A 19333-nucleotide genomic window follows, 5' to 3' on the forward strand; every position below is an offset into this window, starting at 1 on the left:
GCAGGTGCGTGATGCGCAAAAAAGTAGCCTACGCAACCGGTCCCGCATTCGGGGCCGGCGCCTGACGCAACTTACAGCGGGGTGATGTTCGCCGCTTGCAACCCCTTGGGGCCACGCTTCGTCTCGTAGCTCACTTTTTGATGGTCAGTGAGCGTTCTGAACCCATCACCGCGAATCTCGGAGAAGTGTGCGAACAGGTCATCGCCGCCTTTGTCCGGCGTGATGAAACCAAAGCCCCTGCCCTCGTCGAACCACTTGACGGTACCGGTATCCATAAAGATCTCCTGAAAACAAATGAAGGTATGCACCCCGATACGAGGGCGCAAAAAAGAATCAAGGAGGGAGAGGACAACGAATACCGCGGTCCGCGGTCAGTGATGAGCAGCAATCGCGCTTCTTGAGGACTTCAACTACGCAACCTACGCTTCGTCAACCACCCCGTCAACCTGTTTCGGTCAAGCGCACGTCGGACACCGATACTTGAGCATGACGCGACTGATGCAGCAGGCCGAGCCGCATTCTCTTTGGTTGTATTCGCCGTGCAGATCAGCACGACCCGGGATCCGTGCAGGTCGGATCGACGTCGGCCCCGTGATACCATCACCGCACGCCTGTTGCCGCCTTGCGCCATCCTCAAGATCGCGCAAGGCGCACGGCAGCAGATTCGAAGCGCCATCCGGCTCCCCCTCCGCGATTGCGCCGCCAACAAAAACACGGGGTGCAAGCCAACGCTTGCAACGGTTGTACATCTTCGGCCCCCTCGATCAATCGATCGATACAAAAGGAAAAGGCCGACGGTGCGGGGCCAACCGAATTGGTGCGAGATTCGCTCGCGCTCGACATTCACTAAAACGGTTACGGCAAACCATCGTGGACTACCGCGTCACCTACGAACACAGTCTTGCGACTGATCCGGACAACTTCATTGTCCACGTGCCATCGCAATTGGTCTCGGACGTTCCCTCAGACATTCCGCGCGCGCTACTACCCGAATACTTGACCGACTTGATCCGGCAACGCTCGCCGCAAATCGGTCGCATTCGCAACCTGCGCGTCATCTGACTCCATCATTTGACCGCATCAACCTCATCGGGCGCCGACCGAGGCCGCCCGATGTCTGTGCTCACCCTGCCGAAGCCGACTGCAGAAACAGCTTGCGCATGAATAGCGAATCGCCGCTGCCAGTCACGAGCAGTCGATCCGTCGAGCGCGTCGCGGCGATGTAAAAGAGCCGCGCTCCTGCTCGAGTTCGGCTGCATCCTCCGACAACAGGCCGATGCCGGGTATCGCGACATCGGCGTACTCCAGGCCCTTGCTCGCATGCCCCCGTCCATGACGACGCGCTCGCAGCCGAAATAAGTCGGTCCGTCACGCGGCCGGAGCAGGCTTGCCCATAGCTGGACAACCCACGAACCCAGCCTGAACGGCTCGGGGTGCCCGCCGGTCCAACACTTGGCAATCGAGTTCACCTCCCTGACTTCCTGGGAAATCGATCATGAACACGAAATCCGTACTCGGCCTCGCCGAAGTGAGCCGGATGACAGCGGCCGCACGCGCCGAGGCTGACCGACACGGCTGGGCTGTCTCCATCGTGGTCGTCGACGACGGCGGCCACCCGCTCGCGTTGCTCAGGCTCGACGGCGCCTCCCCGTCAAGCGCCTACATTGCATTAGAGAAGGCACGCACTTCGGCACTCGGCAGGCGCGAATCGAAAGCATACGAAGATATGATCAACGGCGGCCGCGTCGCATTTCTGAGTGCACCATTAGCGGGCACGCTCGAAGGCGGGGTGCCGGTCGTCGTCGACGGACAAGTCGTCGGCGCGATCGGCGTATCGGGCGTGAAGTCCGATCAGGATGCGCAGATCGCGAAAGCGGGGGCGCAGTGCGTCGCGGAATGAGCCGTTTTCTTAACGACAGTAACAAGGCAGACACCATGCATGACATGACCGACCATCACGGGCTGCGGGTTGCCTCCGTGCTCGAGCAGTTCATCGAACGAGAAGCGATGCCGGGTACAGGCATCGACCGCGCGGTTTTCTGGCAAGGCTTCTCCGATATCGTTCACGCGCTCGCGCCGAAGAACCGCGCGCTGCTCGCCGAACGCGACCGTCTACAAACGGCGCTCGATAGCTGGCATCGCGCGCATCCCGGCCCGGTGCGCGATACGCGCGCGTTCCGCGCGCATCTCGAAGAAATCGGCTACCTGGTCCCGCCGCCGGCACAGGTCGCCGTCAGCACCGCTGGCGTCGATACGGAAATTTCCGAGCAGGCAGGACCGCAGCTGGTCGTGCCGCTCTCGAATCCGCGCTATGCGCTGAACGCGGCCAACGCGCGCTGGGGTAGCCTCTACGATGCGCTGTACGGCACCGACGCGCTGCCCGAAGACGACGGCACCACGCGTGCCGGCGGCTACAACCCGGTACGTGGCCAACGCGTGATCGACTACGCGCGCGCGTTCCTCGACCGCATCGCCCCGCTCGCGTCTGGCTCGCACCGCGACGCGACGCGCTACGCCGTGCGCGACGGTCACGTTGCCGTCGATACGAACGGCGGCACGACGACGCTGGCTTCCCCCGCACAGTTCGCCGGCTTCCAAGGCTCGGCCGATGCGCCGAGCGCGATCCTGCTCAAGCACCATGGCCTGCACGTCGAGATCCAGATCGACGCGAATGCACCGATCGGCAAGAGCGACCCGGCACACGTGAAGGACGTGCTGATCGAATCGGCGATCACGACGATCATCGACTGCGAGGACTCGGTCGCAGCCGTCGACGCTGCCGACAAGGTGCTGCTCTATCGCAACTGGCTCGGCCTCATGCAAGGCACGCTGACCGAGGAGATGACCAAGGGCGGCAAGACCTTCACGCGCAAGCTCAACGAAGACCGCACCTATCAAACGCCCGGCGGTGCACCGCTGACGCTCCACGGCCGCTCGCTGCTGTTCGTGCGTAACGTGGGCCACCTGATGACGAACGGCGCCGCGCTCGATCGTGACGGCAACGAGATTCCCGAAGGCATCCTCGACGCGGTCGTGACGACGCTGTGTGCGCTGCACGATCGGCAAAACAAGCGCAACTCGCGCACGGGTGCGATCTACATCGTCAAGCCGAAGATGCATGGCCCGGCCGAAGTCGCGTTCTCCAACGAGCTGTTCGATCGTGTCGAGGACCTGTACGGCTTGCCGCGTCACACGATCAAGATCGGCATCATGGACGAGGAGCGTCGCACGAGTGTGAACCTCGCGGCCTGTATCGCGGCCGCCAGCGGACGCGTGGCGTTCATCAACACCGGCTTCCTCGATCGCACTGGCGACGAAATGCACACGGCGATGGAAGCGGGCCCGATGATGCGCAAGGGCGACATGAAGACCTCGACGTGGATCACGGCCTATGAGCGCAGCAACGTGCTCGTCGGTCTCGCGTGCGGTTTGCGCGGCCGCGCACAGATCGGCAAGGGTATGTGGGCGATGCCGGACCTCATGCGCGCGATGCTCGAGCAGAAAGGCGCGCAGTTGCGCGCGGGCGCGAACACCGCATGGGTGCCGTCGCCGACAGCGGCCACGCTGCATGCGCTGCACTATCACGAAGTCGACGTGCAAACCGTGCAAGCCGAACTCGAACGCATCGACTACGCTAGCGAACGCGATGCGCTGCTCGACGGCCTGCTGACGATCCCGGTCGTCGAACAGGCCGCGTGGTCGCAAGAGGACATCCGTCGCGAACTCGAGAACAACACGCAAGGCATTCTCGGTTACGTGGTGCGCTGGGTGGATCAGGGCGTCGGCTGTTCGAAGGTGCCCGACATCAACAACGTCGGCCTCATGGAAGACCGCGCGACGCTGCGTATCTCGAGCCAGCACATCGCGAACTGGCTGCATCACGGCATCGTGACGCGCGAGCTCGTCGAGGAAACGTTCAAACGCATGGCCATCGTCGTCGACAAGCAGAACGCCGACGATCCGAACTATCGTCCGATGGCACCGAACTACGAGGCATCGTTCGCGTTCCGCGCCGCATGCACGCTCGCACTGCAAGGTCGCGAGCAACCGAGCGGCTACACGGAGCCGTTGCTGCATCGCTTCCGTTTGGAGTTCAAGCGCCACATGCAGCAAGCTTGATCAGCCCCTCCCGCTGCGCGGCGGCCGTTTTGCCGCGCAGCACGCCGCGCATCGTACGTTGCGCGGCGCCGGAGCCGAACCGCGCTCAGCGCCCGAAGCGCTTGCCTTTTGCCGATTCGAGCTCGCGTTCGGTAATGGGCACGGCATTGCGCTCGAGCACGTAGTAGCGATCGTAGAACTGGCCGTCGACCGCGACTTGCAGCAAGTCGTACGTGGCGTCCCCCGTTGAGATCGTCTTCGAGGTGAGCACACGCACGCGGCTGCCGTGATCCTCGACGCATTGCCCCTGCCGCTTGAGCGCCTTGTACTTGCGGAGCCATTCGTAGGAGAAGTCCCCTTCGCGCCGGCGCGCACGCACGAGCGCGGCGACCTGCACCGTCGTGTTCGCATCGACGCAGATCGCGACGAAAGCGCTGCCGTAATCGGGTTGCAGCCTGACGGGGTAGGCCGCAGCAGGGGCGGCGGGCATGAGCATGAGTGTCGCCGCGGCGACGAACGAAGCAGCAACGACCGGCTGACGCAGCATCATCGCAAGCCTATTCATGGGACGTGAAGGGAGCACGCAGCCGTCAGTGGCGAAGCGGCTAGCGAGCGGTAAGCGATGGACGGTAGCACAAGGGGCGCTCACCCTGCCGCGCGCTGTGCAAATCACCCATGCGTGTCGGCAGTACTACGCAGCGTCCAAGCCCTCGGCTGCCGGCTCGCTGCCGGAGGCCATCATGACGCAGTTACGGCCCATCGCCTTGGCCGCATAGAGTGCCGCATCGGCTCGCGCCATCGCTACGGTAAGCGTGTCGCCCGCCTCGCACGCTTCGACGCCCGCGCTGAACGTACACGCGGCCTCACCTCGCAGCGACGTTTCGACCTCGATGCGCAGCGCGTTCGTCAGAGCAATCGCCTCGTCCTTGCCGGTATCGGGAAACACCAGCGCAAACTCCTCGCCGCCGAGGCGCCCGAACAAATCGCCGGGTCGCATCCGCAACTGGATCACCGCGGCAAAGCTCGCGAGCGCCTGGTCGCCCGCGGCATGCCCGAAGCGATCGTTGATGGATTTGAAGTGGTCAAGGTCGAGAATGGCAACCGACAGCGGCTCATGCGCGGCACGCGCGTGGCTCAACAGGCCCTGCGCCTGCGCAAAAAACGCGCGGCGCACGAACGCGCCGGTGAGCTCGTCGATGGTTGCAAGCCGCTCCATGCGCTGTGCGAGGCGATCGTGCGCGAGCATCACCATGCCGATCGACAGGCAGGGCAGCGACAGAATGCCGAGGCCCAGAAACGTCACGTTCAGCGCTGACGGATCGAACACGCTCGTCTGCTGTCCGTGGCCGAATCCATAGACGAAAAAGCGCGCGAGGTGCACGAGCGCGCCCGCGAGCGCCGCACCGCTGACGAACCAGTAGCTGTAGCGCGGACGATTCGCGGGCCGCAGCCGGCAGGCCATCCACGAGATGACGACGCGCACATAGCCGAAGAATCCCGAGGTGATCGCCACGCGCACGCTGAGATCCGGCGACACGAACGCTCCATGCACGACACCGACGAGCAACGCGCCGACGCCCGCACATTCGAGCCACGACGTGGCCGGACGTCCGAAGAATTGCCGCGTGCCTTGCAGGATCATGAACGCGGCCACGATCAGCAGCACGTTGGCGCCAACGATGGCCGCGAGCGGCGGCTGCGGCGTCGGGCCGATCAGCAGGAGCAGAAATGCGAGGGTGAGGATGCTATAGGCAGCGAACCAGCGTGTGAGCCCCTGCACGGAAGCTCGCAGCAGCGAGCCCAATACCGCGACGCTCATCACGCAGGACATGATCGCAATGCCGACGAGAGCGACGGGACTGAACATGGATGACGCTGCGCGAAAAAAGAGGCACGCAATGGCGTGAAACGGCGTAGCGCAGCCACGCCGGCGCGCTCCACGAAAGGACGCCTATCGTATCGCAGCACCAACGTCCGATGATATTGGGGTTTCGACGATGCACTGCACAATGTGCGAATACGCAACGCGTTGATATGGATCAACGCGAGCGTGGTGTGGGCATGTCGGGCCGTCGAGGCAAAGCGGTGCCTCGCAGGGGCGAATCGTCGTCACGGCAAGCGAGCGCCATGAACGATGCGTCGCCCCGGTTCCTCCCTACGAATGTGACACGGCGCCTGTTGCGCTGCAACGTCAGATACGCGCGCTTCGATCTGACGAAACGTGCGATCAAAAGCCACGCGCTTGGAACACACCCTACACGTGCTGCGGCAGCATCACCCGTGCAACGACGGCCAAAAAATGCACGACATCCGGCGTGCTCATACCCGGATCCTTCGCCACGTCGTCCCACAGACGCAGACGTACGGCATCGGTCGCATACGGCTTCGCGATGAACGCCTGCGCCTCGCTCGCCGAGAACACGCCGCCTTGCAACACGAGGCTGCGCTTCGAATCGGGCGACAAACGCTCGAAGTAGCCCTCATCCACCGCGCACAGATAGCGCTTCGCATCGACATGCAGACGAATCGGCTCGAGCACGCTATCAGGCAGCACGGCCCGCAGGAACGGCAGCACGAAGTACTGATGCTGATCGTCGATGCCGTGTTCGCTCGGCGTCTCGCCTTGCAGATTCAATAGATGCCCGAGATCGTGCAGGAACGCAGCGGCAACGAGCGCGTCGTCAGCGCCGTCCTGCTGGGCGAGCGAGCCGCTTTGCAGCGCGTGCGCACGCTGCGTGACAGGCTCGCCGCTATAGGCGATATCGCCGTGCCGTTCGAACAGATAGCCGATATCGTCGAGACTCAACGCCATGCTGCTCTACTCCCACGGAAGAGAAAACGTCTTGAGATTCGTGAAGCTTTTCATGGCCTCCTGCACGCCTTCCTTGTAGCCGAGCCCCGAATCCTTGATGCCGCCGAACGGTGTGAGCTCGATCCGATAGCCGGGCACCTCCCACACATTGACGGTCCCGACGCGCAGTTCATTCACGCAACGTGCAATCGCATCCTGACGGTTCGTGCACAAACCTGATGACAGTCCAAACGCCGTCCCATTGGCAATCGCGATCGCTTCGTCGAGCGTATCGAACGCGATGATCGGCGAGACCGGGCCGAACGTTTCCTCGCGCACCAATGTCATGTGCGGCAGCACTCCGTCGACGACGGTCGGCGCATACAGCGCGCCTTCGCGCCGATGGCCTGCCAGCACGCGCGCACCCTGCGCCACCGCTTCGTCGACGCGCGCTTCGAAATACCGCGCGGCCGCTTCGTCGATGACGGTACCCATGCGGTTGCCGGCGTCGAACGGATCGCCGTAGGTCCATGCACGCGTCTTCTCGACGAGGCATTCGGTAAAGCGCGCCAGGATGCCGCGCTGAACCAGCATGCGCTTGACGGCCGTGCAGCGTTGGCCCGAATTCTTGTACGAGCCCTGCGCGGCCAACAACGCGGCGCGCTCGACGTCGGCATCGTCGAGCACGATCAGCGGATCGTTGCCGCCGAGCTCGAGCACGACGCGTCGATAGCCGGCCCTCGCCGCGATGTGCTTGCCGATCGCCACCCCGCCCGTGAACGTCACGAGCTCGGCCAGCGGGTGCGTGACGAGTTCGTCGGCGATCTCGCGCGGGTCACCGGTCAGCACTTGCAGCATCGGTGCAGGCAGCCCTGCCTCGTAGAGCAGGTCCGCGAACCACAGCGCCGATAGCGGCACCTTCTCGGAAGGCTTGAGCAACACGCGATTGTTCGTCGCGATGGCCGGCGCCACCTTGTGCGCGACCTGGTTCATCGGATGGTTGAACGGCGTGATCGCCACGATCACACCCGCGAGCGGCTCGCGTTGCGTGAACACGCGCCGCTTCTTGCCGTGCGGCGTCAGATCGCAGGAGAAGGACTGCCCGTCGTCGCGCAGTGCTTCGATCGCCGCGAACTTCAACACGTCGGCCACGCGTCCGATCTCGTAGCACGAGTCTTCCTTCGAAAGCCCCGACTCGAGCGTAATCAGATCCGATGCCTGCTCGGTACGCTCGCGCAGCAGCGTGGCCGCGCGTTCGAGAATCTGCGCACGCTCATAGCGTGTCAGCGTCGAGCGATAAGCCGCGGCATAGTCGAAGGCCGCGCGGACGTCGTCGACGCTCGCGCACGGCACGGTGCCGACGCGCAGCCCCGTGAACGGGTCGAACACGTCGAAGGTCCGCGCGCGCATTGCGCGTTCGCCGCACCAGCGCAGCGCTTCGACACGAAAGTCGGGATGGTCGCCCGAGGTCGTCTGGAAGAGGGCATTCATAACGTGCTCGCTTGGTTCAAGGCGATATCGAATACATCGAAGTTGCGCAGGCGCCGGCCGCCTTCGAGCTGTTCGAGCGCAACGAGCTTGCGGTTGAAAACCAGCGGCACCGTCTGCTCCGACAGCCCGCCATGCGAGCGCAGCGGCACCGTGAGACCCGACAGATCGTGCTCGGCTTGGCGCGTGCCCAGCGCGACATCGCGACGGCCGATGACGACGATGTCGCCGACGCGATCGCGCGGCAGCTCGAAGCGCTCGCACGCGCTCGCGTTGTCGAGCACGACCTCGATGCCGTCGAGTGCGGCGAGGCGCGCGATCGTCTCAGGCATCGCGGCCTTCTCCTGCTCGCGCAAATACACGGTGGCAAACGAGCCCAGCGCGCCGTGATGCACGACGTACGGATCGGTGATCGGCAGGATCACGCGTGTGGCGCCGCTGCCGAACCAGGTATCGAGCACGTCCTGGAGATAGATGACGTTGGGCAAGCCCGTGCGCGCATCGTGCTTCGCATTCATGCCGTGATCGGCCGTGATCGCGAGCGTCCAGCCCAGCGCGTCGAGTCGTGCCAGGTAGCGATCCATCATCGCGTAGAACGCGTTCGCGTCGCTGCTGCCCGGCTCGCTCTTGTGCTGCACGTAGTCGGTCGTCGACAGATACATGAGATTGGCCAAGCCGGCCTCGGCCAGACGGACGCCGGCCGCGAACACGAATTCGGACAGCCCCGCGCTGTAGACGTCGGGCACCGGCAAGCCGACGAACTCGGGCACGTGCTCGAGGCCGTTCTCCTCGCGCGTGGCCAGATGCGCCTTCTCCGCCGAGAAACAAATCCCCTGCAGCTGCCAGCCGAGCAGACGGCGCAGCTTGTCCTTCGCCGTGACGACGGCCACGCGTGCGCCCACCTGGGCGGCTTGCGCGAGGATCGTGCCCGCGCGCAGGTAGGCGGGGTCGTTCATCATCACTTCGGCACCGGCACCGCCGTTCGCGTGCGGATCCCAGAAGTAGTTGCCGCAGATGCCGTGCACCGATGGCGGCACGCCACACACGATCGACAGGTTGTTCGGGTTCGTGAACGACGGCATCACGCCATCGCCTTGCAGCGCCGTGCCTTCACGCAGCATGCGCGCGATGAACGGAGCGGAACCGGAAGCGACGGCCGCCTCGAGATAGTCGTACTCGCAGCCATCCACGCACACGACCGCCACGGGCCGTGCGTCCAGGTGTGCCGTGCGATAGGCACGGCCGTTGACGACGATGGAAGACGCGTCGATGTCGCGTTCGTTGGACTCTTGCATGGTGGGATTCTCGTGCGGTGTCGTAATTGCGTTTCGGTGTTGCGGTGTTACGTTGTCGCGTTCGTGGCTTTGTTGCGCGCGTTCGCGTCGATCCAAGGTGACGCAGGTCGTGCACGGCCGGCGTCATGCGGGTCAGCCCGCCATGTCTTCTCCCGCCTGCCGCGCATAGGCTTCGTGCGCGCGCCGTCTGCCGCCGCTCACATGCTCGTGCATGAGCTGCGCCATACGCTCGCCATCCTGCGCCCCGAGCGCGGCCAGCATCGCGCGATGTTCGGCCAGCGAATGCTCGATGGCCCCCGCATGCGCACCCAGCGCGGCACGGCGGAACAGATTGAGTTCGCCGACCAGGCGTCGATACGTGTCGTACAGCTTCGCGTTGCCAGCGGCCGCGACGATCGCGTCGTGAAACTCGACGTTCGCGCGCGCATAGCTATCGCGGTCACTCGCCGCGCACGCAGCCTCCATGGCCTCGACGCAGCGGTCCAAGCGAGCCAGACCGATCGCATCGATGCGCGCGCAAGCGAGCCGGCATGCGCCGGCTTCCAGCACCGCGCGCAATTCGTAGATCTCGTCGGCCTCGGCCAGCGAAACCGTCCGCACGAACACGCCCCGATTCTTCTCGATGCGCACTAGGCCTAGCTCTTCGAGCGAGCGAAACGCCTCGCGCACAGGCCCGCGCGACACATGCAGACGCGCGGCCCAATCGGCTTCGGTCAGCTTCTCGCCCGGCGCAAGCGCACCTTCGGCGATGTGGCGCTCGATCGCCTCGCGCACGAGCGTCGTCAGCGAACGACTGCGGACCACCGCGATCGGATCGGTCAGGTCGATTTGCATATTTTCGGTCATATCGCCAATTTTTGCCACATTATTCCGCGAGCGAAATGGATGCCGCTCGACGCGGCATCGTCAGGTCTGGCATGAAAAACGCTCTTTCAGCGCTCGGGTTAGTCCTGGCGGCGGCGCGGCGCGCGGGCCGCGATGAGCATCAGTGCCGCGAGCGACACGGCCAGCAAAATCAGTGACAGTGCGGATGCAGGCAGGTAATAACCGCGTTCGACCTGTCCCACCACGACGATCGGCACCGTCGCAAAGCCGGGCGGATAGACGGTCAGCGTCGCACCAAGCTCACCGAGCGACAACGCGAAGCCCAATGCAAGACTTGCGCGAATGGCCGGCACCAGTTGCGGCAGCACGACACGCAGCAGCACCATCGCGGGTGGCGCGCCGAGGCTCGCGGCCGCTTCGCGCAGCACGGTGAGCTCGGGACGCAGCGCGGCTGCGGCGCAGCGATAGCAAAACGGCAACACGAGCGCGAGCTGCACGAATACGACAATCGCGGCCGAGCTCGACAGGTCGAGCGGGGCCTTGTGATAGGCGATCAGCACGGACAGCCCCAACACGACGCTCGGCACCCCGTTGGGCATCATCGCAATCGTGTCGACGAGCGCGCCGAGGCCGCGGCGATCGCGCCCTTCGAGCGCGAGCGCGAGCCACAGGCCCAGCGCCGTACCGAGCACGGCGACGCCGAAGCCGATTTCGAGGCTCGTGGCGATCGCATCGAAGTCGCTGCCGTCGAGGCGTTCGAACCAGCGCAGACTAAAGCCATCGGGCACGATCGTGCCGGACCAGTGCGCGGCGACGCTCGAAAGCGCCACCACCGCGACAGGCAAGACGAACAGCCAGACACACAGCAACGCGGCGCAGGCCAGCAGCGTGGCGCTCACCACTCGCCCGAGCTTGCAGTGAGGCACGCGCAGCGCGGCAAGCGCGGGGGCGGCAACGGTCCGGATCGGATCAGCGGCCACGGGACACTCCTTGCAACGAACGACGATTGACGCGGCGATACAGCGCATACAGCGACAGCGACATCGCCAGCATCACAACCGCGCCGGCCGCGGCCGTCGGCAGATCGAGATCGACGGTGGCGGAACTGTAGATCGCGACAGGCAGTGTCACGAGATGCGCGCTGCCGAGCACGAGCAGAATGCCGAACTCGTTCAGCGTCAACAGAAAACACAGGATCGTGCCCGCCGCGATGCCGGGCCACGCGAGCGGCAAAATCACGCGCAGCGCCACCATCGAGGCATTGGCACCGAGACTGCGCGCCGCTTCGACGAGCCGCAGGTCGATCAAAGCGAACGAGGCCAGCGTCGGGCGCACGACGAACGGCGCATAGAACACGACCTCGGCCAGTATGACGCCGCCGGCACCGAACAGAAAATCGAGCGGCGGTTGCTGCAGATTCAGCAACCGTTGCAGACCGATGCTGACAGAGCCTTGCGAGCCATACAGAAAGATCAGCGTGAACGCGACGAGAAACGACGGGAACGCGACGAACAGTTCGAGAAACCGCGTCACGAGGCTTGCGCCCGGAAACGGCTTGAAGAAAAGCAGCGCCGCCAACGCGACGCCGAGCACCGACGCAATGCCCGCGCTCGCGGCCAGAATCCACACCGTCGTGCCGATCACGCCACGCGCATCGGGATTGGAGAAGAACTTCGCATACGCGTCCAGCGTCAAGCCATGCGCACCGCTCAGGCTCAACAACACGAGCCTGAGCAGCGGATACGCGACGAGCGGCGCGAGCACGACGAGTGCGATGAAAAGCAGATGACCTTGCGCGATCCGTTCACGGCGACGGGCCTGCGCCGCGTGTGCGGCCGCACTGGCCTGCCGGACGTCGTCGCTCGACGCGCCGGCTTGCGGCGCGGTATCAGGGCTGAACCAGGACGACATCGTCAGCCTCATAACGCAATGACACGCGCGCGCCCTTCTCGGGCGTCATACCCTGCCCGCGCGGTGCCGTGACGAGCACCGGCGTCGCCGGCATCGCATCGAGCACGACGGATACCGACAACACCGCGCCGTACCAGTCGACGGATGCGATCACGCCATGCAAGTGGCCTTCGCCGAGCGGCACGATGCGCAGTGCCTCGGGGCGCAGGCATGCGAGCCGCTCACGCTCGCTGTAGCGGGCATCGCCGAGCGCGAACGCGACGCGCGGCGGCAGCAGGTTCGCCGCGCCCAGATAGCGCGCGACGAATGCGTCGATGGGAGTGTCGTACAGCTGCTGCGGCGTGCCGAGCTGCGCGATGCGGCCATCGCGCATCAACAGCGTGCGATCGGACAGGACAAGCGCATCGTCCTGATCGTGCGTGACGCAGACGATCGTGAGATTCGGCAAGCGCTCATGCAGCGCCTTGATTTCAGAGCGCACCGACGCACGCAGGTTCGCATCGAGCGCCGACAACGGCTCGTCGAGCAGCAACACGTCGGGCTCAATGACGAGTGCACGCGCGAGCGCCACGCGCTGCTGCATGCCGCCCGACAACTGCGCGGGCATCACGTGCTCGCAATCGCTGAGCTGCACGAGCTTGAGCGCATCGGTCACACGGCGCGTGACTTCGGCGCTGGGCAAGCGCCGCGCGCGCAGCCCGAACGCGACGTTCTCGAACACGTTCAGGTGCGGAAACAGCGCGTAGCTTTGAAACAGCAGCCCGAGGTTGCGCTTGTGCGGCGGCACGTGCGTCAGATCTTGACCGGCAATGGTCAGGTTTCCGCTGACGCTCGTGGCCTGCGCGAACCCGGCGATGAACCGCAGCAGCGTGGTCTTGCCACAGCCGCTGCGGCCCAGCACCGTCAGCAACTCGCCGCGCCCGATCGACAGCGACAGATCGTCGAGCACCGTACGCGTGCCGAAACGCACGCTCAGGTGGTCGATCTGCACGCCGCCGGGCGCGCCCGCGTGCGTCTTCTCGTGCGCCGCACGCCCGATATTCGGCGCGCCGGAGCTGGCAAGGATGGCGGTGTTCACCAGGTTCGTCCTCCTGCTTGCAATGAACGGCTTACTGCTTCGGCTTCACGACATCGAGCTGCTTGCCCGACGAACCGATCACGTCGTTCTTCCAGCGCGCAGTCCAGTCGGCCTTCTTCGCCATCACCATGTTCCAGTCGACCGGAATCAGCTTGACGCCCGCGATCGCCTGCTTGACCGCCTCACCGTTCTTGCCGGCGAGCTTCACGTCGGTACGGCCCGGGATGCCGAAGATGTCCGGCACCTTGGCCTGCACTTCGGTCGACATCAGGTAGTCGATCAGTTTCTTGCCTTCAGCTTGGCTCGGACCGTTCTTGATGAGGCCGATGGCATACGGCAGTTGGAACGTCGTCGGCTGGCCGCCCGCGGTCGCCGCGAGGAAGATCGGCTTCAGCGTCAGGCCGCCATTCGCAGCATCGTCGAGGTCCATCTGCAGGTCGCCGTTGGCCACCGAGATCTCGTTGCGCGAGAGCAGCACGTCGAGGTAGCCCGTGCCCTTCGTATGGAACTTCGCGCTCTGCTCGAGCTTCTTCAGGTAGTCGAACGCCTTGTCTTCGCCCATCAGCGACGTCGTCAGGATGATGACGGCCATGCCGTCGCCGGCCGTGGCCGGGTTCGAGTAGGCGATCTTGCCGCTGTAGTCGGGATGCAGCAGGTCAGCGAACGTCTTCGGCTGGCTCTTCACGACCTCAGGATTGATCGCGAACGAGAAGTAGTTGTTGACGAACGTCGCCCAGGCGCCGTTCGAGGCCTTCGCGATCGCCGGCACGTTCGTGTAGTTCACGCTCTGATACGGCTGCAGGAGACCGCTCTGGTCGGCTTGCTGAATGAACGGCGGCAGCGTGACGATCACGTCGGCCTTCGGCGCATCCTTCTCGATCGTCGCGCGGTTCACGACTTCGCCGCTACCGGCCGTCACGATGTTGACCTTCACGCCTTCCTGCTTTTCGAAGGCCGGCAGGACATCCTTGTACAGGTTCTCGAGCCCGTCCGCGGTATAGAGCACCACCGCGCCTGCCGCATGGGCCGGCATGGCGAGGGTTTCGAACACCAGGGCTGCGGCCAGGGCCGGCAGCAGCTTGCGCACGAAACCGGCGCTCGCACGAAGGGGATGCTTGCTTGTCATGTCGCTCTCTCCAAGGCATAAGCCCGTTTGCCGGGCAACCCGATTGTTTCCCGTAGTGATTCAGAGCGCCCGGGCACATCGCAACGCTGCATCGATTGCAGATTGCCGACAATCCGGACGGCGCGATCGCGATGGCGCTCCATCGAATCGGCAACGCAAGGATCACAGGGTTTGGTGACAAAGCGATGACGACGCCCACAAATTCCTCAAAATGACACACAATGCCACTAAATTGCACATCGCTTCGGATCCACTTTTTGATCCCCTCTTTGTGACGACTGCTTTTGAACGGAGACCGTGTCATGCCTGAAAACGAACCCATCCTGCTTACACCGGGACCGCTGACGACCGAGCCCGCCACCCGCGCCGCGATGCTGCGCGACTGGGGTTCGTGGGATGCCGCCTTCAATCGTCTGACGCAAAGCGTCTGCGCCGATCTGCTCGCGATCGCGCATGGCGAAGACGAATTCGTCTGTATTCCTATGCAAGGCAGCGGCACATTCTCGGTCGAGGCCGCTCTCGGCACGCTCGTGCCGCGCGACGGCTGCGTGCTCGTTCCCGTCAACGGCGCCTACTGCACACGCATCGTGCGCATCCTCGAGCGGCTAGGCATTGCCCATGTGACACTGCCGCTCGCCGACGACGAGCCCGTCACCGCCGCAGCGATCGAGGCCGCCTTCAAAGAGCACGCGCACATCACGCACGTTGCGCAGGTTCACCTGGAAACGAGCGCGGGCCTGCTCAATCCGCTCGAGGCGATCGCAGAGGTATGCGCGCGGCATGACAAGCGCCTCATCGTCGATGCGATGAGCTCGTTCGGCGCGCTGCCGATCGATTTGCGCAAGGGCGGCATCGACGCGTTGGTCTCGGCCAGCGGCAAGTGCCTCGAGGGCGTGCCGGGCATGGGCTTCGTGATCGCCCGCCGCGCGCTGCTCGAAACGTGCGAGGGGCGCTCACCGTCGCTTGCCCTCGATTTGCACGATCAGTGGGTTTATATGAAGAAGACGTCGCAGTGGCGCTTCACGCCGCCCACGCACGTCGTCGCGGCACTACGCGAGGCGCTCGATCGCTTCTTGAAGGAAGGCGGGCGACCGGCACGCGGCGCACGCTATGCACACAACTGTGCAACGCTCGTCGAGGGCATGGCGGCACTCGGCTTTGTGCCGTTCCTGCCGGCTGACGTGCAGGCGCCCGTGATCGTGACGTTTCATGCGCCCAACGATCCGCATTGGGACTTCGCCGCGTTCTACGCAGCGGTGCGCGAGGCCGGCTTCATCCTGTATCCGGGCAAGCTCACGCGTCTGGAAACGTTCCGCGTCGGCTGTATCGGCGCCATCGACGAGCACGACATGCGCCGCGCCGTGGCCGCCATCGATACGGCGACGAAGCAACTCGGCATTCGCGTGCGCGCCCCCGAACTGGCGTAGCACCACGCCTGACGGTGCCCGCGGACGCGCGGGCTACTTATGCCGTGACGATCTTCGTACCGTGCGCGGCAATCGCCTTCGCTGTCGCGCGCGTGGGCGCGCGCTCGGTGACGAGATAGCGCGCATGTTCGAAGCCCGCGACGCGCACGGGCGTGACGTGACCGAACTTCGAATGATCGGCGACGACGATGGCCGTCCCGGCCGAGAGCAGCATGCGCGAGCGCACTTCGGCCGCCATGCGCGTGTAGTCGGTCAGGTGGCCGTCGTCGGTGATGCCTCCCGCGCCCACGATCGCCAGATCGGCGTGGTACTGCGAGAGCTGCTGCACGGTATCGAGGCCGAACGCGGCGTCTTCGTTGTCGGACAGCTCGCCGCCCAGCAGCACGATGCGGTTGTCGTTGCGCCGCCCCAGCAGCAGCGCGATGCGCCAGTCGTTCGTGTAGACGGTGAGCCGGTGATGCCCAGCCAATGCACGCGCGACCGCCTGCGTCGTGCTACCCGAGTCGATGACGACCGATGCACCGTCGGGCACGAACTGCGCCGTGCGTTCGCCGATCGCGAGCTTGGCTGCGGCATGCGCCGCTTCGCGCACGTCGAGGTCGGGCTCGTGCCGATCGTTGGCGAGCGCACCGCCGTGCGTCGTGACGAGCAACCCGCGAGCGGCCAGCGCATGCAGATCGCGACGGATCGTTTCGCGCGAGACGTTGAGCTCGCCGACGAGTTCGGCAACGGACAGCGCGCCGCTTTGCGCGACGCGCGTGAGAATGTATTGATGACGTTGTTCTGCGAGCATCGCGCGTGCCGCCCGCCAACCGGCGGCCGGATCAAGATTCCAGGGACCGCCGTATTGTAGGGCCTGTTCAGACGAGCAGCGTACTCGTCTTTGCGAGCACGTACTCCATGAACGCGTGCACTTTGCGCGATTTACGCCGGTTCAGCGTATAGACGAAGTGAATGCCGGCCGCCTGCAGGCTGCTCGCAAGCGGATGCTCGGGCAGCACCTGGACGAGCTCGCCACGCCCGAGTGCATCGTGCACGAGCCAATGAGGCAGCTGCGCGATGCCGGTACCCGCCGACGCGGCTTCGAACAGCACCTCGACATCGTTGGCGGCCAGGTCGCCTTGCGGCGTGAATTCGAACGTCTCGCCGCTATCGGGCCGCGAGAAAGTCCATACGACGCGCTCGCCCGAGCGGCGATAGCGCAGGCAGTTATGGCGCGCGAGATCGCTGGGCACGCGCGGTACCTCGCGGCCCTCGAGATACGACGGATGGCAGCACAGTACACGGCGATAGCGTCCCAGCGCGCGGCTCACGAGGCTCGAATCGCCGAGCGCGCCGATGCGGATCGCGAGATCGGTATCGGTCTCGATCAGGTCGACGTAGTCGTCGGTCAGCGACAGTTCGAGCGTGATCTTCGGGTGCGCCTTCAGAAACGCGGGCACGAGCGGCGTCAGCAGGCGCTTGCCGAACACGCGGGGCGCGCTGACCTTCAAGCGCCCGCGCGGCTCGGCGCCGTTCGCGGCGATGTTCTCGTGCATCGCGTCGAGATCGGCGAGCAGCGCGTCGACCTGTTCCTTGTAGGTACGTCCCGTGTCGGTCAGCGACAGCCGGCGCGTGCTGCGCGTGAGCAGCTTCACGCCGAGAAACGATTCGAGCGCATCGATGTGGCGCGAAACGCTCGACGTCGCGACACCGAGCAGCTCACCCGTATCGGTGAAGCTACGCGTCGTCGCTACACGCTGAAAGACGCGCATTGCAAAGAGCATGTCCATGCGTGATCGGCCCGCGCGTTATTGCTCGGCGGCGAAGAGCGGCGCGAGGGCCGGCGCGAACTTGCGCGGCACGAATTCGACGACCTGATACTGCGCGACACCTTCGCGATAGAACGGATCTTCGGCCAGCACTTGGTCGAGCGCTTCGCGCGTGAGGCCCTGCGCGAGGATCACGCCGCCAATGCGCGGCACTTGCGGCCCCGACGCGATGAAATGACCTGCGGCGTAGTGGCGATCGAGAAAGGCGCGATGCTGTTCCACGTGCTGTTCGACGACCGGGATCGGCTGGAGGTAATGCAGCATGACGATAAACATGGTTTCTCCTTCTTTTGATTGGCAACGACGATTCATGCGGTCAGAACGATTTTGCCGAGGACGCCCGGGCCGTCGAGCAGACGGTGCGCTTGTGCGGCATGCGCGAGCGGCAGGATACGCTGAATGTGCGGATTCACGCCGCCACGTGCGACGCGCACGAGCACATCGTCGAGATCGCGACGGCCGCTGCCGCGGCAGCCGAGGATCTCGAGACGCTTCGTAAATATGGCCTTGAGGTCCAGCTTCGATTCGATGCCCGTCGTTACGCCGCCGAGCACGAGCCGGCCATCCATGGCGAGTGCGGCGATCGACTGCTCGAACGTTGCGGCCCCCACATGCTCGAACACGAGCTCGGCACCGCGCCCGCCGGTCGCGTCGCGCACCGCTTGCGCCATGTCGGGCCCCGGCGCGACGACGGCTTGCGCGCCACGTGCGAGCAGTTGCGCCTTCGCCTCGGGCTCGCGGCTCACCGCGATCACATGCGCGCCCATGTCGCGTGCAAGCTCGACGGCGGCAAAGCCCAGGCCGCCGTTCGCACCGAGGATCAGCACCGATTCGCCGGCCAGCAAACGGCCGCGACGCAGCATGGCGGCAGCGGTCGCGTACGTCAGGCCGAAGCTCGCGCCGACGTGCCAGTCCATACTCATGGGCAGCGGCACGGCGTTGCGCGCGGGCAGCACCGCATACTCGGCATAGCCGCCATCGATCGTCGAGCCGACCGTGCCGAAGGTTCGGCACAAGTTATCTTCGCCGCGCAGGCAATGCTCACAGCGTCCGCAAGACAGAATCGGCGCGGCGAACACACGCTCGCCGATACGGCGGTCCGTCACCTCGGCGCCGAGCGCGACGATCTCACCTGCGAAGTCGGAACCGGGAATGCGCGGCAACGGCACTTGGAAGACGTTGCCTTCGCGCAGCAACAAATCGAGCCGGTTGACGCCGCTCGCGTGCACGCGCACGAGCACATCGTGCGGGCCTGGAGCGGGCATCGGCACTTCGCCGGCGGACAGCGCGTCGGGCGGACCATAGCGATCGATACGGACTGCGAACATCTGGCCTCCTGCGGCATGTCGTGGTGAATTGCTTGCCACTATAGGAGGCACGGCCTTTCGGTTAAACAGGCCTGCGCGCACAAAACCTTTCGATGCTGCGCAAAAGCGGAAAGCCGGAAGCAAGAACGATCGGGACGACGAATCTGCGCAAGTCG

19 protein-coding genes are annotated in these 19333 nt (G+C 64.9%); 4 read left to right on the plus strand and 15 right to left on the minus strand.

The window, feature by feature from the left end:
- Positions 1-71 precede the first annotated feature (71 nt).
- Positions 72-275, minus strand: coding sequence for a cold-shock protein (locus D7S89_RS09870; RefSeq protein ID WP_121277898.1), 204 nt, complete (start codon positions 273-275; stop codon positions 72-74).
- A 595-nt stretch (positions 276-870) separates the two neighbouring features.
- Here D7S89_RS09870 and D7S89_RS09875 point away from each other — a divergent pair.
- The 3 genes from D7S89_RS09875 (at position 871) to D7S89_RS09885 (ending at position 4119) form a co-directional block, all read left to right on the plus strand.
- The gene (locus D7S89_RS09875) at positions 871-1062 is read left to right on the plus strand and encodes a hypothetical protein (protein WP_121277494.1); all 192 of its coding nucleotides are present in this window, start codon (positions 871-873) and stop codon (positions 1060-1062) included.
- A 433-nt stretch (positions 1063-1495) separates the two neighbouring features.
- Positions 1496-1900, plus strand: coding sequence for a heme-binding protein (locus D7S89_RS09880; protein WP_121277495.1), 405 nt, complete (start codon positions 1496-1498; stop codon positions 1898-1900).
- Between the two features lie 44 nt (positions 1901-1944).
- Complete coding sequence (locus D7S89_RS09885) at positions 1945-4119, plus strand: malate synthase G (protein ID WP_121277899.1); 2175 nt, start codon at positions 1945-1947, stop codon at positions 4117-4119.
- A gap of 85 nt (positions 4120-4204) precedes the next feature.
- Here the strand turns inward: D7S89_RS09885 and D7S89_RS09890 are convergent, their stop codons facing one another.
- The 10 genes from D7S89_RS09890 to phnS form a co-directional block, all read right to left on the minus strand.
- Positions 4205-4663: a hypothetical protein gene (locus D7S89_RS09890; protein WP_121277496.1), complete on the minus strand. Its 459-nt coding sequence runs from the start codon at positions 4661-4663 to the stop codon at positions 4205-4207.
- A 126-nt stretch (positions 4664-4789) separates the two neighbouring features.
- Positions 4790-5965, minus strand: coding sequence for a GGDEF domain-containing protein (locus D7S89_RS09895; protein WP_121277497.1), 1176 nt, complete (start codon positions 5963-5965; stop codon positions 4790-4792).
- 387 nt (positions 5966-6352) lie between these two features.
- Positions 6353-6910, minus strand: a complete 558-nt coding sequence (locus D7S89_RS09900; protein ID WP_121277498.1) for a phosphonate degradation HD-domain oxygenase — start codon at positions 6908-6910, stop codon at positions 6353-6355.
- 6 nt (positions 6911-6916) lie between these two features.
- Positions 6917-8380, minus strand: a complete 1464-nt coding sequence (gene phnY, locus D7S89_RS09905) for a phosphonoacetaldehyde dehydrogenase (protein ID WP_121277499.1) — start codon at positions 8378-8380, stop codon at positions 6917-6919.
- Positions 8377-9672, minus strand: a complete 1296-nt coding sequence (gene phnA / locus D7S89_RS09910; protein ID WP_121277500.1) for a phosphonoacetate hydrolase — start codon at positions 9670-9672, stop codon at positions 8377-8379. The genes phnY and phnA overlap by 4 nt, the downstream gene beginning before the upstream one ends.
- A gap of 132 nt (positions 9673-9804) precedes the next feature.
- Positions 9805-10518, minus strand: a complete 714-nt coding sequence (locus D7S89_RS09915; RefSeq protein WP_121277501.1) for a phosphonate utilization associated transcriptional regulator — start codon at positions 10516-10518, stop codon at positions 9805-9807.
- Positions 10519-10616: 98 nt separating this feature from the next.
- Entirely contained in the window at positions 10617-11429 is an 813-nt protein-coding gene (phnV, locus tag D7S89_RS09920; protein ID WP_245982819.1) for a 2-aminoethylphosphonate ABC transport system, membrane component PhnV, read from the minus strand.
- Positions 11430-11466: 37 nt separating this feature from the next.
- Positions 11467-12408, minus strand: coding sequence for a 2-aminoethylphosphonate ABC transporter permease subunit (gene phnU, locus D7S89_RS09925; RefSeq protein ID WP_121277502.1), 942 nt, complete (start codon positions 12406-12408; stop codon positions 11467-11469).
- Positions 12386-13486 (minus strand): 2-aminoethylphosphonate ABC transport system ATP-binding subunit PhnT, encoded by a 1101-nt coding sequence (gene phnT / locus D7S89_RS09930; protein ID WP_121277503.1) that lies wholly within the window; start codon positions 13484-13486, stop codon positions 12386-12388. The genes phnU and phnT overlap by 23 nt, the downstream gene beginning before the upstream one ends.
- Before the next feature lie 31 nt (positions 13487-13517).
- Complete coding sequence (phnS, locus tag D7S89_RS09935) at positions 13518-14612, minus strand: 2-aminoethylphosphonate ABC transporter substrate-binding protein (RefSeq protein WP_121277504.1); 1095 nt, start codon at positions 14610-14612, stop codon at positions 13518-13520.
- A 302-nt stretch (positions 14613-14914) separates the two neighbouring features.
- Here phnS and D7S89_RS09940 point away from each other — a divergent pair, with 302 nt between their 5' ends.
- Positions 14915-16039, plus strand: coding sequence for a 2-aminoethylphosphonate--pyruvate transaminase (locus tag D7S89_RS09940; RefSeq protein ID WP_121277505.1), 1125 nt, complete (start codon positions 14915-14917; stop codon positions 16037-16039).
- 37 nt (positions 16040-16076) lie between these two features.
- Here the strand turns inward: D7S89_RS09940 and D7S89_RS09945 are convergent, their stop codons facing one another.
- The 4 genes from D7S89_RS09945 to D7S89_RS09960 form a co-directional block, all read right to left on the minus strand.
- On the minus strand, positions 16077-16832 hold the full coding sequence (locus D7S89_RS09945; protein WP_121277506.1) for a DeoR/GlpR family DNA-binding transcription regulator: 756 nt from the start codon (positions 16830-16832) through the stop codon (positions 16077-16079).
- Positions 16833-16899: 67 nt separating this feature from the next.
- Positions 16900-17811, minus strand: a complete 912-nt coding sequence (locus D7S89_RS09950; RefSeq protein WP_121277507.1) for a LysR family transcriptional regulator — start codon at positions 17809-17811, stop codon at positions 16900-16902.
- Positions 17812-17829: 18 nt separating this feature from the next.
- Positions 17830-18126, minus strand: a complete 297-nt coding sequence (locus D7S89_RS09955) for a YciI family protein (RefSeq protein ID WP_121277508.1) — start codon at positions 18124-18126, stop codon at positions 17830-17832.
- Positions 18127-18158: 32 nt separating this feature from the next.
- On the minus strand, positions 18159-19178 hold the full coding sequence (locus tag D7S89_RS09960; RefSeq protein WP_121277509.1) for an alcohol dehydrogenase catalytic domain-containing protein: 1020 nt from the start codon (positions 19176-19178) through the stop codon (positions 18159-18161).
- Between the last annotated feature and the right edge of the window lie 155 nt (positions 19179-19333).

It is taken from the genome of Trinickia fusca, assembly GCF_003628145.1.
GTDB lineage: Bacteria > Pseudomonadota > Gammaproteobacteria > Burkholderiales > Burkholderiaceae > Trinickia > Trinickia fusca.

Coding starts and splice junctions, on each gene's coding strand:
- D7S89_RS09870 (WP_121277898.1), bottom strand. CDS start 275: ATGGATACCGGTACCGTCAAGTGGTTCGACGAGGGCAGGGGCTTTGGT.
- D7S89_RS09880 (WP_121277495.1), top strand. CDS start 1,496: ATGAACACGAAATCCGTACTCGGCCTCGCCGAAGTGAGCCGGATGACA.
- D7S89_RS09885 (WP_121277899.1), top strand. CDS start 1,945: ATGACCGACCATCACGGGCTGCGGGTTGCCTCCGTGCTCGAGCAGTTC.
- D7S89_RS09890 (WP_121277496.1), bottom strand. CDS start 4,663: ATGAATAGGCTTGCGATGATGCTGCGTCAGCCGGTCGTTGCTGCTTCG.
- D7S89_RS09895 (WP_121277497.1), bottom strand. CDS start 5,965: ATGTTCAGTCCCGTCGCTCTCGTCGGCATTGCGATCATGTCCTGCGTG.
- D7S89_RS09900 (WP_121277498.1), bottom strand. CDS start 6,910: ATGGCGTTGAGTCTCGACGATATCGGCTATCTGTTCGAACGGCACGGC.
- phnY (WP_121277499.1), bottom strand. CDS start 8,380: ATGAATGCCCTCTTCCAGACGACCTCGGGCGACCATCCCGACTTTCGT.
- phnA (WP_121277500.1), bottom strand. CDS start 9,672: ATGCAAGAGTCCAACGAACGCGACATCGACGCGTCTTCCATCGTCGTC.
- D7S89_RS09915 (WP_121277501.1), bottom strand. CDS start 10,518: ATGACCGAAAATATGCAAATCGACCTGACCGATCCGATCGCGGTGGTC.
- phnU (WP_121277502.1), bottom strand. CDS start 12,408: ATGTCGTCCTGGTTCAGCCCTGATACCGCGCCGCAAGCCGGCGCGTCG.
- phnS (WP_121277504.1), bottom strand. CDS start 14,612: ATGACAAGCAAGCATCCCCTTCGTGCGAGCGCCGGTTTCGTGCGCAAG.
- D7S89_RS09940 (WP_121277505.1), top strand. CDS start 14,915: ATGCCTGAAAACGAACCCATCCTGCTTACACCGGGACCGCTGACGACC.
- D7S89_RS09945 (WP_121277506.1), bottom strand. CDS start 16,832: ATGCTCGCAGAACAACGTCATCAATACATTCTCACGCGCGTCGCGCAA.
- D7S89_RS09950 (WP_121277507.1), bottom strand. CDS start 17,811: ATGGACATGCTCTTTGCAATGCGCGTCTTTCAGCGTGTAGCGACGACG.
- D7S89_RS09955 (WP_121277508.1), bottom strand. CDS start 18,126: ATGTTTATCGTCATGCTGCATTACCTCCAGCCGATCCCGGTCGTCGAA.
- D7S89_RS09960 (WP_121277509.1), bottom strand. CDS start 19,178: ATGTTCGCAGTCCGTATCGATCGCTATGGTCCGCCCGACGCGCTGTCC.